This is a genomic window from Psychrobacter sp. TB15, from assembly GCF_000511655.1.
Taxonomy (GTDB): domain Bacteria; phylum Pseudomonadota; class Gammaproteobacteria; order Pseudomonadales; family Moraxellaceae; genus Psychrobacter; species Psychrobacter submarinus.
Genome location: NZ_AYXN01000017.1, coordinates 16,648 through 30,525 on the forward strand (window position 1 = coordinate 16,648; position 13,878 = coordinate 30,525).

The 13,878-nt window shown below is 44.7% G+C and carries 14 protein-coding genes; 8 read left to right on the forward strand and 6 right to left on the reverse strand.

Features of this window, described 5'->3' with window-relative positions; genetic code table 11:
- Nucleotides 1-64: 64 nt before the first annotated feature.
- Both rpoN and hpf read left to right on the forward strand, forming a co-directional pair.
- Nucleotides 65-1,735, forward strand: coding sequence for an RNA polymerase factor sigma-54 (rpoN, locus tag W234_RS0104075; RefSeq protein ID WP_413771571.1), 1,671 nt, complete (start codon nt 65-67; stop codon nt 1,733-1,735).
- Between the two features lie 471 nt (nt 1,736-2,206).
- Nucleotides 2,207-2,587: a ribosome hibernation-promoting factor, HPF/YfiA family gene (hpf, locus tag W234_RS0104080; protein ID WP_025645009.1), complete on the forward strand. Its 381-nt coding sequence runs from the start codon at nt 2,207-2,209 to the stop codon at nt 2,585-2,587.
- A 364-nt stretch (nt 2,588-2,951) separates the two neighbouring features.
- On the opposite strand, the gene thiS is transcribed toward hpf, so the two are convergent.
- From thiS to W234_RS0104100, 4 genes are all read right to left on the reverse strand, one after another.
- Nucleotides 2,952-3,152 (reverse strand): sulfur carrier protein ThiS, encoded by a 201-nt coding sequence (gene thiS / locus W234_RS0104085; RefSeq protein WP_025645011.1) that lies wholly within the window; start codon nt 3,150-3,152, stop codon nt 2,952-2,954.
- 56 nt (nt 3,153-3,208) lie between these two features.
- On the reverse strand, nt 3,209-3,580 hold the full coding sequence (locus tag W234_RS0104090) for a DUF423 domain-containing protein (protein WP_025645013.1): 372 nt from the start codon (nt 3,578-3,580) through the stop codon (nt 3,209-3,211).
- Between the two features lie 229 nt (nt 3,581-3,809).
- Nucleotides 3,810-4,673: an RNA polymerase sigma factor RpoH gene (gene rpoH / locus W234_RS0104095; RefSeq protein ID WP_037058941.1), complete on the reverse strand. Its 864-nt coding sequence runs from the start codon at nt 4,671-4,673 to the stop codon at nt 3,810-3,812.
- Between the two features lie 274 nt (nt 4,674-4,947).
- Complete coding sequence (locus W234_RS0104100; RefSeq protein WP_025645017.1) at nt 4,948-5,448, reverse strand: sulfurtransferase TusA family protein; 501 nt, start codon at nt 5,446-5,448, stop codon at nt 4,948-4,950.
- 416 nt (nt 5,449-5,864) lie between these two features.
- On the opposite strand from W234_RS0104100, the gene W234_RS13640 reads away from it, so the two are divergent.
- Entirely contained in the window at nt 5,865-7,454 is a 1,590-nt protein-coding gene (locus tag W234_RS13640) for a M48 family metalloprotease (protein WP_037058912.1), read from the forward strand.
- Between the two features lie 55 nt (nt 7,455-7,509).
- On the opposite strand, the gene W234_RS0104110 is transcribed toward W234_RS13640, so the two are convergent.
- Both W234_RS0104110 and rpsU read right to left on the reverse strand, forming a co-directional pair.
- The gene (locus tag W234_RS0104110; protein ID WP_025645019.1) at nt 7,510-7,959 is read right to left on the reverse strand and encodes a GatB/YqeY domain-containing protein; all 450 of its coding nucleotides are present in this window, start codon (nt 7,957-7,959) and stop codon (nt 7,510-7,512) included.
- Between the two features lie 170 nt (nt 7,960-8,129).
- Nucleotides 8,130-8,345, reverse strand: coding sequence for a 30S ribosomal protein S21 (rpsU, locus tag W234_RS0104115; protein WP_025645021.1), 216 nt, complete (start codon nt 8,343-8,345; stop codon nt 8,130-8,132).
- Between the two features lie 452 nt (nt 8,346-8,797).
- Here rpsU and W234_RS0104120 point away from each other — a divergent pair, with 452 nt between their 5' ends.
- The 5 genes from W234_RS0104120 to W234_RS0104140 all read left to right on the forward strand — a co-directional run bounded on the left by W234_RS0104120 (nt 8,798) and on the right by W234_RS0104140 (nt 13,865).
- Nucleotides 8,798-9,322: a c-type cytochrome gene (locus W234_RS0104120; protein WP_025645023.1), complete on the forward strand. Its 525-nt coding sequence runs from the start codon at nt 8,798-8,800 to the stop codon at nt 9,320-9,322.
- Between the two features lie 159 nt (nt 9,323-9,481).
- A complete protein-coding gene (tsaD, locus tag W234_RS0104125) occupies nt 9,482-10,552 on the forward strand; it encodes a tRNA (adenosine(37)-N6)-threonylcarbamoyltransferase complex transferase subunit TsaD (protein WP_025645025.1) in 1,071 nt (356 codons plus the stop codon).
- 32 nt (nt 10,553-10,584) lie between these two features.
- Nucleotides 10,585-10,956, forward strand: coding sequence for a CrcB family protein (locus tag W234_RS0104130; protein WP_025645034.1), 372 nt, complete (start codon nt 10,585-10,587; stop codon nt 10,954-10,956).
- 506 nt (nt 10,957-11,462) lie between these two features.
- Nucleotides 11,463-13,133 carry a phosphoethanolamine transferase gene (locus tag W234_RS0104135; RefSeq protein ID WP_037058915.1) on the forward strand — a complete coding sequence of 557 codons (1,671 nt, stop codon included), beginning with the start codon at nt 11,463-11,465 and terminating at the stop codon, nt 13,131-13,133.
- 45 nt (nt 13,134-13,178) lie between these two features.
- The gene (locus W234_RS0104140) at nt 13,179-13,865 is read left to right on the forward strand and encodes a response regulator transcription factor (protein ID WP_025645038.1); all 687 of its coding nucleotides are present in this window, start codon (nt 13,179-13,181) and stop codon (nt 13,863-13,865) included.
- The last annotated feature ends 13 nt before the right edge of the window (nt 13,866-13,878 follow it).

Genomic DNA, 13,878 nt, shown 5'->3' on the forward strand with positions numbered 1-13,878 from the left:
CTATCAACCGTGATTATGAATCAAAACCACATCAGTACTGGAGTGCAATAAACTGCTCATGAGTATGTCATTTGGCTTAGGCGCTACGCTAAATACCTCACAAAAGCTTACCCCGCAGATGCAGCAAGCTATCAAGCTCTTGCAGCTCTCAAGCCTTGAGTTAGCACAAGAGGTGCAAGCCAAGCTTGAGAGTAACCCACTACTTGAGCGTATTGAGGATGAAGAAGAGCGCTATGACGAAGATAGCAGCGATCTAGAAATGGCTGAAGATCCGTTAACGCTTGAGATGTGGAACAGTGGCACTAACGATAATGATGATAGCTATGACGGTTATGACAGTTACGATAGTCAAGACAGTGTAGACAGCTTCGATAAATTGCAGCAAGCCCATATCGACGGTAGCGCGATGGATATCGATAATGAGACGATGGCTGACCCTACTTATGATAGCGCCTACGCTGACCAGCATACTGTTGAGACGACGAGTTTTACGGCAACGCCCTCAGATCAAGCTGCCTCTAGCCCTATCGATTTTGATGATTTAGAGCGCTATCAAGGCACAACCAACGCCAGTATTCAAGACTATATACGTTGGCAGCTCAATTTTAAACGCTTATCAGACACCGACACTATGATCGCCGATTATCTCATCGATGCGATGGATGAGATGGGCTTTATCCGCTTAGATATCGATGACTTGCTGCAGAGTTTTGCCACTATGGCAAGCTTTTATCAGTGGCCAGAGCCAATAGAGTACGATGAAATAACCGTCATGCTTAGAGTCATTCAGTCTTGTGACCCCTTAGGGGTAGGGGCGCGTAATCTGAGTGAATGCTTGGCCATTCAGCTTAGCAAACTTGATCGCAATACAGAGCATTTGGCCGAAGCGCAAGCTCTGCTATCTGCCAGCGAGCATTTAGTGAGCAACAATATTAAAGCGCTAACTCAGGCGACTGGCCTAAAAGCCGCACAGATCACCCCAGCGCTAAGTTTACTGCGTCAGCTCAATCCTGCGCCGGGTCTGGCCTTTCAAAGTAGCCAGTCCAGTTATGAGCAGGCTCCTGAGAGTTATGATATTCCAGATGTCTTAGTTACTCCCATTCGTCGTCATCGTTCAGCGGCGCTCGAAGCAGATAGAGCAGTCAGCGATGAGCGCTGGCAGGTCAGTCTTAATCCAGAGACACTACCGAAACTGCGTATAAATGAAGACTACGCCAATCTAGTCAAACGCGGTGATGATAGCTCAGACAATCAATATCTACGTGAAAACCTCAGCGATGCCAAGCTGTTTATTCGCAGTATTGAGGAGCGTAACCAAAACCTGTTAAAGGTGGCGACGAGTATTGTCAGACGTCAGCAAGAGTTTTTACGTCATGGCGCTTCTGCTATGCAGCCTTTGATCTTAAAGGATATCGCTGAAGAGGTAGAACTACATGAGTCTACAGTCTCCCGTTTAACCACCAGTAAATCCATCTTGACCCCGCAAGGTCTATTTTCACTCAAGTACTTTTTCTCATCGCATGTGAGTAGCCGTGAAGGCGATGTCTCATCGACCGCTATTAGCGCTATGATCAAACAGCTCATCGCCAATGAAGCACCAAAAAAACCGCTCTCCGATAGTCGCCTGCAGCAGCACTTGCATGCAGAAGGTATCGACATCGCTAGACGTACGGTAGCTAAGTATCGCGAAGCTATGGGGATCGGTTCTTCCACTCAGCGCAAACAAAAATACTGATTTCAGTGGTGCTAGGCGCGTCAATGAATAGTCGCTTAAAAGGTATGATAGTTGCTAGGAATAAAAATAAAATTTTTTGATTATATAGATTTTAGCAATATATAGCAGTTAACTTTACATTTTATTACAGTATAGCGTCTTGCTACTCTTAGGTATTCGTGACAAATTAGAAGGGCATCAACAGCAAAAACTGAAGGACATTTAGCTTTTAAAGATCGAAGATTTGGAGCTGTTTAAAAGACGAATTCAAAGGCATTCTAAGGTGTCAGTAGATACCGATAATGAGTTTTGACAAAAGGAGATTTGAAAAAGCGACACTTTATATAGAATGCACTATTGGTTATATCGTCATTGCTCTTTAAGATTAGCTTTTAACATCAGTTTTTGACAGTTCGATGGCTCCAGCTGATACCGGTTAGTTTACCGTACTATCAGTTCACTATAAGTGGTAATAAATATAAGGACAAGTATATGAACGTATCTATTAGTGGTCACCATATCAGTGTTACCGATGCCATGAATACCGCAGTCCGCGAAAAATTAGAAAAAATTGAGCGTCATTTCGATCAGATTCAGAGCATTCAGGTGATTTTGTCTTTAGACAATAGCGGCGCTAGTGATGGCGGCAAAAAGAGCCACAAAGCCGAAGCTATCATGCGAGTCTCAGGTCAAGAGATGTTCGTACAGGCGCAAGATGACGACATGTATAAAGCCATCAACGAGATGTCAGATAAGCTTGAGCGGCAAGTACGTAAATATAAGACCCGCCAACAAGACAAAAAGACTCGCGCGACTGGACGTGACAACAGCTATAACAATAGCGAAGCTGCTGATGCTGCCTCAGCGATGTAGCCATGAGCTTACCTATTGAGATAGGTTTATAGTACAAGCATAAACGCTTTGACTGGTTTGGTGGTACGCATAGCTGATAATAAACATAATACCAAAACTTAGCTATGCCTATACCGAGCCAGTCAATCAGCTGTATTTAGCGTGACAACATTCACAATGTTAACAATATTGACAATAAGGAAAGCCAATAAGAAGAATAGAGAGAAGATGATAATTCACTAAATTTGTAGCGCAAAATCAGTAGCGCTAATCAACGTAAAACCCAAAAAAGACCTCAACCGATGAAACGATTGAGGTCTTTTAGGTTTAAAAATTACCAGTTTGATTTATAGGCATTTAGCTCTATCTATGGACATAAAGAATTTTAGCCACCACCGACCGCTTGTACCACTTCGATAGTCATTCCTTCCACCACGCGCATTTGTGCCAACTCGCTTTTAGGCACTAGGTCTCCATCGACTTCTACCGCATAGCGCCCTTGACTTAAGCCAAGCTCATTCACTACTAACTGCACGGTTTGATGCGTAGTCTGTAAGGTCTTACCGTTGACAGTGATGGTACTCATAAAGTGGGCTCCCTAGTTATCTAACGTATCCATTTTATTTAATATCGAATCTATGATTAAAGTGGTTTGCCGAGACGAAAAGCTGTTATGGCAAGCCACAACCAACCTGCTATCATCAGCACTCCGCCGATCGGGGTAATAGCGCCAAACCAACGCGGTGCGCCTAAGGTCATAGCGTAGAGACTACCAGCAAATACTATTACTCCGAGCTGTAACAACCACGCCGTCGCTTGAGTGGCATAATTAAGGCGCAGTAATATGCCAACCAATAGCAGTCCGAGCGCATGAATAAACAAATAAAGTGTCGCGGTATGCCACCAAGCAAGCTGCTGCTCATCAACCAAGTTTTTGAGTCCATGAGCGCCAAACGCGCCTAGAGCAACCGCGATAGCCATATTAACGGCAGCAATACCTATCCAATTGATCATTTATAAACTCTTAATTTTTATAAAAATAGCTGTACCTATAGTCAGTTCTAAATAAAACCGATACGCTAATATATTCGTGCAGTTGATATAAATTTTCCTGACGTGCTGTGTCGTTGCGGACAGAGGCTGCAAAAAATTCATCCCAACCGCACTGTATCGTTTTTAACGTGGATTAACTATATAATAAAATCAAGCCACTCGTACAATCATCACTGTATAAACACAATCATTATTGAATATCGTCAGGCAAAATCACACTCTCAATAGTCATGGCCTCACGGATTTTGTCCATCGCGTTCTTTTCGATCTGACGCACACGCTCAGCCGATATAGAGTAGACCGCCGCCAATTCGTGCAAGGTGGATTTTTGCTCAGTAAGCCAGCGCTGCTCAACGATATCACGAGAGCGATCATCTAGCGTCCCCATTGCTTCAATCAACGCGGATGAATTATTGGCTTCCCAATCAGACTCTTCTACCATCTCAGCTGGATCTATACCGTCCTCTAAGAACAGCTGCGGCGCGTAACGCCCGTCGTCATCATCGCTCGATTGGGTCTCAAAAGAGGCGTCATAAGAGGTCAGGCGCGACTCCATCTCTAGCACTTGCTTGCGAGTGACGTTGAGATCGTTCGCAATCGCATCTGCCTCTTCTAAAGTCAGCTGATTGTTGGTCTTTTTTAGGCTACGTAGGTTAAAAAATAACTTACGATGCGCTTTGGTGGTCGCCACTTTGACAATGCGCCAGTTACGAATCACAAACTCGTGAATCTCAGCTTTGATCCAATGCACGGCAAAAGAGACTAAGCGCACGCCCTTATTCGGATCGAAGCGCTTGACCGCTTTCATCAAGCCCAGATTGCCTTCTTGAATCAGATCCGCTTGCGGCAAACCATAGCCTGAGTAGCTACGCGCGATATGTATCACAAAGCGCAGATGCGACATCACGAGTAACCGCGCGGCTTCGACATCACCTTCATCATAGTAGCGGTGTGCAAGCTCTTGTTCTTGCGTTGGGGTCAAAATAGGAATTTGGTGCACAGTATTAATATAAGCGCCTAGGTTTACCCCAGGAGCCGTCAAGTGAGTCGGCATGGCCGGTACTAAATCGCGAGTGCTGGTTTTTTCTAAGGCACTAGCGTCGTACGGCGGTCGTTTTGCTGCCGCTTCTAACGCTGCTGTGCGAGCAGCATTTTGCTCAGTAGTCACTTTATCATTACTGCGAGGTTTTTTTGGTGGTGACGATTTTTTTGTCGCAGAATCAGTGGAAGAAGTAGTCATATCTTTGACCTTAATCAAGTAAATAGGCAAATAAATAAACAAGTATGCAAAGTAGAATAATTATAGTAATTGTAAAGGATAGCTGTCGTTAGTTGCTATCGGTTTTGGTAATGATGAAGTGAAATATTGTATCGGCTTGCTGCGCGGCTTTGTTATGCCTAGCTTCATCAGTAGCAGTAACCGCTTCATCATTGCGGCTATCGGTTACCGTATTAACTAACAGCTGGAGCGTCTCTGTATTAGCCGTTTGCGATTGCCGACAAAAGGCAGTGATGTCTGCTTGCGAGTTGGGATCAGTGGCAACAACATATAAAGACTCACCGATAGCGACATCACGCAAAGCCACTTTTGTCTTTAATAATGGCATCGGACAAGCCAAACCGCGACCATCAACGTAACCTTTTATGAGAAGGGCAGAGTCCGCTTCTATTCTCGTTTTATTATCCAAGTGTGACCTTATCTCGCTGATATAAGAAGCCGGTAATAGCGCTAACAAATCAGCGATAACTTGCTGCTCATTGGCAGACAAGCTCGATGAGAGCGTTATAAAATAAGGGGCAGATACCGTAGTTTTAGACGCAGCTGACATAAATCAAACCTTGAACGATAAATGCTTATTATAACAAACTGCTAGGCTAGAAGAGCAGTTGAATATTATCATCACAGTGTTTGATGTTTTAGCATGGCACAATAATGTTACTTAACCGTGACGCTTGCTGAGATATTAGTAGTCAGTCTGAGCCAACAATTGACGTTATACCCTCAAGCTTATATAGTCAAAACAGCCAAGAACCCTACTATAGTCAGTGCGAAATAAAGTCGATACGCTAAATATTAACGTGCAACTGGTATTCATTTTCCTTGCGTGCTGTGTCTACGCTGTTTCGATGTTGCGCAGCTCTCATTGACAAGATGAATCCCAGCTGCACTGCATCGGTTTTAAAGTGATTCAACTATATCAGCGTTCGGTATTTGCCTGTGTTGCTTAAATAATAGGATACTCATTTGAAGTTTATTTATCGACCATCAACGCCAAGTGTACTCGTGCTGGCACTGCTGCTCAGTAGTGTCAGTTATGGGGCGAGCGTAACGCTAAGTCGCCTTGAGCCGCTTGCCACGCCAACAGTGTCCACCTCAGCTTTTAGCCCTTGGCAGCAGCCGTCCGATGAGCTTGATTTGCCCAATTTGCAAGGGCAGGCGCTGAGCTTTGCTGATCAATATCAAAATAAGCGCATTGGTGAATGGTCGCTACAAAACATCAATGGCCAGGCCAAGATGGAGCACGACCCTTGGATTCAAGAGACGATGAAGGCGATGACTTGGCGACTCAACGCTCAAGCTCGTCAGCAAGCGCCGTTGGCTTTAGTGATTATTGATAACCCAAGTATCAATGCCTTTGCCGCACCCGGCGGGGTTATCGGTATTAATACCGGTACTATACTCGCGGCGGATAGTATGGACGAATTGGCAAGCGTCGTTGCTCACGAAGTGGCGCATATCAGTCAGCGCCATTATGAGAGCGGTGCAGACGCGCGCAAAAAAGCGCTACTGATGCAAATCGGCGGTATGCTCGCGGCGATAGCTGCCTCCGCAGTCGATGGCGATGCGGCAGCAGCAGTGATGATGGGCTCGCAGACGGCGACTATGAATAGCAGCATGGCCTTTAGCCGTAGTAATGAGCGCGAAGCGGACCGGGTGGGCATGCAGATCATGACGCAGGCAGGCTACGATCCACGCGCTATGCCGAGATTTTTTGCGACGATGAACCAAAAGAGTCAGCTCAATCAAGTCGAAAACCGCTATTTACCAAGCTTTGTGCGCTCACATCCTTTGAGTAATGAGCGCTTAAGCGAGTCGCAAGCCCGTGCTCAGCAGTATGCGCCTTTATCTTTGACGCAGCAGCAGCGCCATCAAGCGTTGTTTGATTTGTTATATTGGCGCGTGCAAGTCATGGGCCAGCATACCTCAGAAACGGCGCTGACTACCGCCGTGGTCAGCAGTCCTGGCGCTAAGCTTGCCTTGATGTACTGGTACAGTCAGCAGCAACGTTTCGATGATGCCGAGCAGCTAATGAAGGAGCTGTCAGCGCTACCAGCAAGTCAGCTGCAGATACTAGAGCCATTATTATCTATCACCTATAGCCAAGTGCTCAGTGAACAAAACAAATGGCAGCGAGCCGTAGAAGTTTTAAGCGCGCAGCAGCGCCTTTATCCGGAGCGCCGTGATTTGCGGCTATACTTAGCAGAAGCCCTCACCAGTAATAATCAGCCACTACAAGCGCAAGCTCTACTTAAGCCGTTAACCCAAGAGCAAGCCAGTGACCGCTATGCTTGGCAAAGCTTGCAATTGGCTAACGAAAAACTCGCTAAAACCTCAAGCTCAGCGGCTATCAAAGCGATTGCGACGATTAATGCTCTGCGCTACCGCAGTCATGATCAGCTCTGGAATGGACGTTATGATTCGGCATTGACGTCTTTGACGCAAGCTAAGCAACTGGCTGAGAAAATGCCAAACTCTTCTGGTCGTAGTCCGTTATTAGCCAGTATCAAAAAAGAAATCAGCGAAGTAAAAACCGCCCAAGACTTTAAGCCTTAGGCGGTTAGGAGGGACGAAGTTCGCTATAAACCGAGCGCGTGCAATCGGTGCAGGTCTAGCCTTGCAGCGCTTCTTTGACCAGTCTTGAGATAACCGCGGGATCGGCGCGGCCTGCGGTTTTGGTTTTCATAGCGCCCATGACGCTCCCCATATCGCGCATGGAGGTAGCGCCTTGATCGCTAATCTCTTGGTTGACTAAGGCGGCAAGCTCGTCATCATCCATCTGTTTTGGCATAAACTCATTGATAATGTCAATCTCGAACTGCTCTTTACTCGCCAAGTCATCACGGCCATTCGCGGTAAAAATAGCCAATGACTCTTGACGCTGTTTGAGCTGCTTTTGTAGTATCTCTAGAACGCCCGCATCATCTAGCTCCACTTTACGGTCGATTTCGATTTGCTTGACGACAGATTGTACATTGCGCATGACTTTGACGCGCTCAAGCTCGCGGGCTTTCATAGAGGTGACAATAGTATCTGCTAGCTTTTGCTTAATAGAGCTCATAATGGTGGCTAATCCTTGTTTATAGGGTGCTTTTTGGTGTTGTAATATAAATTTCGATAGGTAATAAGATGAATAATAAAAAGTGTAGCACAAAAAACGCCACTGATATCTATTGATAACAGTGGCGCTGATGTACGACTACTGATGTACGGCTAACTGATAGCTAGCAATTAGTACATACGCGTGGTACGAATAGTGTCGCGTTGCAGCTTTTTCTTATAACGCTTTACCGCAGCGGCTTTTTTGCGCTTGCGCTCTTGCGTTGGCTTTTCATAAAACTCACGCTTACGTACATCTGACAATACGCCAGCTTTTTCGCAAGCACGTTTAAAACGACGGATAGCGATATCAACGGGTTCGTTTTCTTTGACCTTAACTGCAGGCATGAAGACTCCTTATAGGGATGAGATACAAAGGCATTAGTTTGGCTGTGTATTAGTATTTAGCGCTAATATCTCAAAATTCGCGCATCAGCTCAAACTAGGATAAGTTTGCACAGAAGTACAAGGGCGGTAATTCTACCTAAAATCATCAATAAAGTCAAGGCTTTTGGTGTGCTTATCGTCACTCAGCGACTGATTATAAAAAGACAAATTCTGCGTTATTAGAGCACCTAGAGTTACGTTACCTGAAGTATTTACAGATCAATACCGTCTAATTTGGTTATTTATCTTATAAAGTTTCTTATTTGCCTTATAAAGTAATACTCACTAAGTCACAAAAATGCCGATAAAAAACCTTATGACGATAACGGCTTTAACCGAATTTATGCTATGATAATTGCAACAATTCAGTAAGCTTTATCGGTTTTTATATCAATTTTAGTGAGGATGTTGGAATGAGAAAAACGGCACTAAACACAGCATTGTGGACGACTCTAGTGGTCAGCTTGGGCGTTAGTCTTAGCGCTTGTAGCGATGGTCATGAAGCAGTAACAGCGCCAGAGCGAGCCGAGCAGGCTGCTGAGATTGCTCGTGCCAATGCTCCTGAAGCAGAAGATATGGAGTTTGCAGAAACTGAGCCTATGGTTGTCGAGACGACTGAGACGGCAGAAGTTGATGCTGGTGATGCTGAAGCTGAGGTGGCAGCGGTAGAAGAGCCTGCAGCCTCTGAGGATTTAGCCGTCAACGTTGGCGCTGAGCTCTATAACAAGCAATGCATGGCCTGTCACGCTACCGGCTTGCTCAATGCACCAAAATTCGGTGACGCTGAGGCTTGGGCACCGCGTATCGAAAAAGGCGTAGAGACTCTGACCACTCATTCAGCGGAAGGCTTTAATCAAATGCCAGCGCAGGCTTATAATGGCGTGACCGAAGATCAAATCAAAGCTGCTGTTGAATATATGATTGCCGAAGCCAGCTGATAGTCGTTATTCGCTCTTGAAATTTGTTAAACGAGCCGTCATTGTGTGCTAACAATGGCGGCTTTTTGGCTTTAGGGTTAGGGTCTGTTATTAGCACATACAGGGTAATAACGCAGCGACCCCATAGTAAGATAAAGATAGTAAGATAAAGGCGATAGCATGAAAGTATTAGGGTTAGAGACTTCTTGTGACGAGACGGGTCTGGCGATCTTTGATAGCGAGCAGATTAACAGCGCTAATAAGGGCCTAGTTGGGCAAGTATTGTACTCACAAATTGAGCTGCATGCTGTCTATGGCGGCGTGGTGCCTGAGCTGGCGAGTCGCGACCATATTCGCAAATTAGTGCCACTACTCGATGAGCTGCTAGCGCAGTGTGATATGAGTAAAAACGACATTGATGCTATCGCCTATACCAAAGGCCCAGGCCTTATCGGTGCGCTGATGACGGGCGCGCTGTTTGGTCGTAGCTTGGCGTTTGGCTTAGGTATTCCGGCTATCGGCGTGCACCATATGGAAGGTCATCTGCTTGCGCCTTTGATGGGCGCTAATCCGCCGCCGTTTCCGTTTGTCTCTTTGCTCGTCTCAGGTGGCCATACCCAGCTGATCGCGGCTAAAGGCATCGGCGAGTATGAGATACTAGGCGAGTCCATCGATGATGCGGCAGGGGAGTGCTTTGATAAAGCCGCTAAGATGTTAGGCTTGCCTTATCCTGGTGGTCCAAATATTGCCAAGCTTGCCGAAATGGGTAACCCAAACGCCTATGAGCTACCACGGCCAATGCTGCATCGCGGTCTTGATTTTTCGTTTAGTGGTATGAAAACAGCAGTGCATAATCTGATTAAAGATACCCCGCAGTCCGGTGGCTCAGGCAATAGCGCTGATAGCGATCCGCAAGTACGCGCCGATATTGCCGCAAGCTTCCAACACGCGATGGTCGATACGCTAGTAAAAAAATGCGTCAAAGCGCTTAAACAAGCGAATATGACCAGACTCGTTATCGCGGGCGGCGTCAGTGCCAACACACATCTGCGCGAGACGCTAGAGACTGAGCTGACGAAAATTAATGCGACTGTACATTACGCACCGCCAGCACTTTGTACAGATAATGGCGCAATGATTGCTTATGCTGGATTTGAGCGCCTAAACGCTGGACAAACGGATGATCTGGCAGTGAGCTGTATCCCGCGTTGGCCGTTGACAGAATTACCAGCACTGTTGCCTGCAGTATAACGTTCAAAAGCCATATAAATTAAGGATAATCTATGCAGTGGCTAGCAATAGGCTTAGGAGCAGCATTAGGCGCGTGTTTACGTGGCTATTTAGCGCGCTTTAATCCACTGCATCACTGGATACCGCTTGGTACGCTTGGCGCAAATGTCTTGGGCGGCCTGCTGATTGGCCTTGCGCTCGTCTGGTTTGAGCGTATGGGTAGCGATTTATCGCCTAATATCAGACTGTTTGTGATTACTGGGTTTTTGGGTGGATTGACGACCTTTAGTACCTTTAGTGCTGAGGTATTTACTTTTATTAGTGCGGGTAAAGTATTGGCAGGGCTAGGATTGATCGGTCTGCACGTTGGATTGACACTGCTGGCAACCGCGCTTGGGTTTTATTTCTTTAAGCTAGTTTTGTAGGTGTTGATAGATATTAATCGTTCAATGGTCTGTTATAAGTGGTTCCATTGTACCAGTCTGTTTTAAGTAGTATGTTAATAGGTTTTTGGGGTGAAATAGCTGGTTCTGTTGGGGTATACCCATAAGGAACCAATTAGGTACTTTCACTGATTCGGTACCCTAGTGAGGACTTGAATCTTAGGGTGTAGGCTAGTGATAACAATAGCCTACATTATTTATAGCAGGTCAGTGTACATGGCAGTAAAACGCCCCGACTATATCGAAGGTTGATTTACTTGAGTCAGGCATCGCTGCCTGACAGGGTTAAAAGATCATAATAACGTTTTTCAAACTCACTCTTCTTAGGTGATGTGGTTAATAATGGGGTTTTGATCCTACATACCTGAAAAATTTCAATAGTAGCACTAAAACACAAACTCCTATTCAATCCCCTTAACGTCTTCTTAACAGGCTACTTGCTATCGTAAGGAATCATATTCCTTACGATCCTGTTGAGAATCCCGTTTATGTTACCCTCTCAAGCACTTAGCACTATTAGTAATCAAGCTAATACGAAAAAAAGCTTTGCAAGCAAAATTTTTGATCGCAAGATTAATCTTAGCTTTCTGATTATCATTGTCGTGCTTTATTTAATAGCTACTGCCAATATTGGCTTTTTTACGCAAGTGTTAAGTGTTTATCCACTTAGCACAAACATTGGCTTTATAGTGTCTCTCTCAGGCTTATTATTTAGCTTGATGTGGCTAATCGTTCAGTTGCTATGCTATCGACCCATTGCCAAACCAGTGCTGATTGCTTTAGTGCTGATAGCAGCTGTGTGCGGGTATTTTACCGATGCTTACGGCACCATATTTGATACTAATATGCTAATTAATAGCTTACAGACTGATCAAGCAGAAGCGATGGAACTGATGTCGCTAAGCTTTTTTATTCGGCTGCTAATATTAGGTGTTGTACCTGCTGTTATTATTAGCAAATTAAAAATAAAACCTACTTCCTTACGACGCTCGATACTACAAAAGACAGCTACTTTGATAGCGGCTATTGCCTTAGTAGGCGTTTGCTTATTGCCCTTTGGTGATCAATACGCCACCTTTTTTCGTCAGCATAAAATGGTGCGTAGTTATACCAATCCTATTACTCCTATTTATTCAGTCATCAAACTCGGTACTGATTATATTGATGAGCTACGCCGTCCTGATACGATGATACTGCACGCAACTGATGCCAAACGTAACGCTGCTAATGGTAGTACAGCAAAACCAAAACTCATGGTATTTGTCGTTGGTGAAACAGTGCGCGCTGACCATATTAGCTTAAATGGTTATAAGCGCGATACGATGCCACTACTTGCCAAGCAATCTAATATTTATAGCTTCAAAAATGCCACCTCTTGCGGTACTTCTACAGCTTACTCAGTGCCTTGTATGTTCAGTTATGCTAATCGTTCAGACTATAATCCGGATGAAGCAGACTATAATGAAAACGTGCTAGATACGCTCAATAAACAAGGCGTAAACGTTATTTGGCGCGATAATAATTCAAGCTCTAAAGGCGTGGCGGATCGAGTGACTTTTGAAGACTACAAAACGAGCGATATCAATCCAAATTGCGATGATGAATGTCGCGATATCGGTATGCTTGATGGTTTTGATAAGCTTGTAAAAACAGGCGCTTCTGCTAAAGATACACTGATTTTATTACATCAAATGGGCAATCATGGTCCCGCTTACTACAAGCGTTATCCTAAGGCTTTTGAAGAATATAAACCCGTCTGTATGACCAATGAGCTATCCAAGTGCGATGACCAATCAGTTATTAACGGCTATGACAATGCGATTCGTTATACCGATTACTTCTTGAATAACGTGATTGATACGCTAAAAACTTACGAGCCCGATTATGATGTGGTAATGGTATATATTAGCGATCATGGTGAGAGTTTAGGTGAGAATAATATCTACTTGCACGGCCTGCCTTACTCTATAGCACCCGCTGCGCAAAAGCAGGTGCCTGTCATTATTTGGTCGCCTACTAATAATAGTATTGATAAAAACAGCCTTATGCTTGATAAGCCAGTATCACACGATTTTATTACCCCAACTTTACTTCAATTTTTCGGTATTACCACCGACGAGATGCTATCAAAACCTACTTTTTTCCAGTATACCCATTAAATTATTTTTTATCCGCCTCACGCTTTTTATAGAGTAGTAGCCATTATGTATAAAATACTTATTATTGAAGACAATCCCGATATCGTCGCCAACATTTACGCTTTTTTTGAGACTAAAGGCTTTGAGTTAGACAATGCTCATAATGGCATTAGTGGCTTAACGCTAGCTTCAAATAATCGTTATGACGTTATCTTACTAGATGTGATGTTGCCTGGCATGGATGGCACCAAATTGTGCAAGGCGCTTCGAGAGGAATTGCATAATAAAACACCTGTGCTCATGCTGACGGCACGTGATACGATTCTGGATAAAGTCACAGGTTTTGATAGTGGCGCTGATGATTATTTGGTCAAGCCTTTTTCGCTCGTCGAATTAGAATCCCGTATTAAAGCTTTGATTCGTCGGCATCAAGACGATCATTTTCAACATAATATTACCGTTGGCAAACTGTCTTTAAATACCGATGAGCACACGGTTACTCGTGAGGGTAAATCACTCAAGCTCACGCCAACAGGGTTTAAAATACTGAATACCCTGATGAGCGCCGCACCTCGAGTCGTCAATAAGAATGAGCTTGAGGAAAAATTATGGGGTGAAGATATACCTCACAGCGATGCTTTACGTACGCATATGCATAGTGTGCGCGCTCAAGTTGATAAACCGTTTATTGAGCCGATGATCATGACCATAGCGGGCGTTGGCTATCAGATTATCAACCCTGATAAAGTCTAAAATTTCACAATAC

Coding starts and splice junctions, on each gene's coding strand:
- rpoN (WP_413771571.1), top strand. CDS start 65: ATGTCATTTGGCTTAGGCGCTACGCTAAATACCTCACAAAAGCTTACC.
- hpf (WP_025645009.1), top strand. CDS start 2,207: ATGAACGTATCTATTAGTGGTCACCATATCAGTGTTACCGATGCCATG.
- thiS (WP_025645011.1), bottom strand. CDS start 3,152: ATGAGTACCATCACTGTCAACGGTAAGACCTTACAGACTACGCATCAA.
- W234_RS0104090 (WP_025645013.1), bottom strand. CDS start 3,580: ATGATCAATTGGATAGGTATTGCTGCCGTTAATATGGCTATCGCGGTT.
- rpoH (WP_037058941.1), bottom strand. CDS start 4,673: ATGCCGACTCACTTGACGGCTCCTGGGGTAAACCTAGGCGCTTATATT.
- W234_RS0104100 (WP_025645017.1), bottom strand. CDS start 5,448: ATGTCAGCTGCGTCTAAAACTACGGTATCTGCCCCTTATTTTATAACG.
- W234_RS0104110 (WP_025645019.1), bottom strand. CDS start 7,959: ATGAGCTCTATTAAGCAAAAGCTAGCAGATACTATTGTCACCTCTATG.
- rpsU (WP_025645021.1), bottom strand. CDS start 8,345: ATGCCTGCAGTTAAGGTCAAAGAAAACGAACCCGTTGATATCGCTATC.
- W234_RS0104120 (WP_025645023.1), top strand. CDS start 8,798: ATGAGAAAAACGGCACTAAACACAGCATTGTGGACGACTCTAGTGGTC.
- tsaD (WP_025645025.1), top strand. CDS start 9,482: ATGAAAGTATTAGGGTTAGAGACTTCTTGTGACGAGACGGGTCTGGCG.
- W234_RS0104130 (WP_025645034.1), top strand. CDS start 10,585: ATGCAGTGGCTAGCAATAGGCTTAGGAGCAGCATTAGGCGCGTGTTTA.
- W234_RS0104135 (WP_037058915.1), top strand. CDS start 11,463: ATGTTACCCTCTCAAGCACTTAGCACTATTAGTAATCAAGCTAATACG.
- W234_RS0104140 (WP_025645038.1), top strand. CDS start 13,179: ATGTATAAAATACTTATTATTGAAGACAATCCCGATATCGTCGCCAAC.